This window comes from Tenacibaculum finnmarkense (genome assembly GCF_900239185.1).
GTDB classification, from domain to species: domain Bacteria; phylum Bacteroidota; class Bacteroidia; order Flavobacteriales; family Flavobacteriaceae; genus Polaribacter; species Polaribacter finnmarkensis.
Genome location: NZ_OENA01000084.1, coordinates 1 through 1,578 on the forward strand (window position 1 = coordinate 1; position 1,578 = coordinate 1,578).

Annotated in this window: 2 protein-coding genes; both read right to left on the minus strand. The window is 31.0% G+C overall.

Annotated elements, in window-relative coordinates:
* On the minus strand, window positions 1-678 hold a 678-nt coding region (locus AQ1689_RS09890), incomplete at its 3' end, for a hypothetical protein (protein ID WP_145993757.1).
* A gap of 76 nt (window positions 679-754) precedes the next feature.
* On the minus strand, window positions 755-1,578 hold an 824-nt coding region (locus AQ1689_RS09895; protein ID WP_101955986.1), incomplete at its 5' end, for a hypothetical protein.

The window sequence follows — 1,578 nt, forward strand, 5'->3', positions numbered from 1 at the left end:
TTCTTCATACATCTCTTGATTTCCGTTAGATACCATATTAGCTACGGTAGATAATTGTGATAATTCAACGCCTAAACTTATCATTTTATCAAGCATCTTTGGACGTAAACGCTTTGCTTTATTTCCTTTTTCGCAAGAATACGAGAACAAATAAGCATCTATACTATCCCATTTGGAAAAATCCTCTTGAGTAAAAGCAAATTTTAACCAATCATCACTACCTGTATATCCTGTTTCTTTTATTAAATATGTAAATCCTTTAGGATATTTTAATTTAAGCCAATTAGTTGATTCTATATCATTATAAAAAAGCATTTTATTCAACTTTAGAATTGCCTCATAATCATAAAAAGCAGGAATATCATCTATTTTTTCTAAATCAACAATAATTTTCTGTTTTTTTAACGCCATATAAGGAAATTCTGTATGACTTGTTACCACTTGATAATTGGTTATATAATCTTCAACATCTATTCCAAATATCTCTTCAACCCTCTTCCTAAAAACCTCTTTATCTGGATAAACATAACTATTTAAATTAAAAATCTCTTTTATTTCAGCTATACTATAATCCTCCTCAAATATTTCCGAAAATTTCCAATCTCTTTCACCATCTTTAAGATGATCACACGGTGGGGCTTGTTTTTTTATTTGAGTGTTTTTTTCTATAACTTTCATCTTTTTTTCTTTATTTTGACTATTACAGCTTAATGTTAATAGTAATATGAATATTATTGAGTTTTTCATTTTATTTCTAATTTGTATTATCTTGATTATCTTCGGGAACAAACCCTTCCCATCGAATACCTCCTGGGTATTTAGCATGTGTATATGGTTCTTCTATAACTTCTCGTTCTTCTATTACTATTCTTACAGGACGTCTTTCTATACTCATATTGTGTGCAACTTCATCTTTATCAGTATAAGTTTTATTTTTTAGATTTAAATGAATAAATAAATCAGGTATCTCATCACGTAGTTCTTTTATTAAAATAGTGTTATTACTAGCAGTAGTTAAACACCCAATAGCTCCGCGCCTATCCCAATGATGAATAGCAACTCCTGTTCGTACTCCTCCATCAGGAGTTGCAATTGCTCTATTATTCATATTGTCGCTTAGATACATTAAATAGCCCGTAGTTGATAGACCTCCTGAGTCTTTATAATAGTTTAAATAATACTCTCCTGGAGGGGTTTCGTTACTTTGACCATAACGGTTATTTGAATGAGCTTTATAGTTACTTTTTTGCCCATGAGCATCTCTAGTTAAGAAAGCTACATAATCTGGCAAAGGTAAATTATCACTCTCTTTTAATTCTTTATATTGTCCTAAAGTCATACTTCTATATACTCTAGTTTTATACACTACATTATCTCTACTTCCATATTTCTTGATATGATCTCCTTTCCCACCAATCACCACCACCGTTCCTTTTTGCCCTTTACGATGTTTGTAATCTGGGCAATCTGCTACTTTTAGTGTTTTTACGGCTTCTTCGAGATATGATTCTCTATGTGCATAGCCTTTAAAAGCATCGTTAATTCTATAAGTTACTGCTTTTAGAGCATCATCGCCTA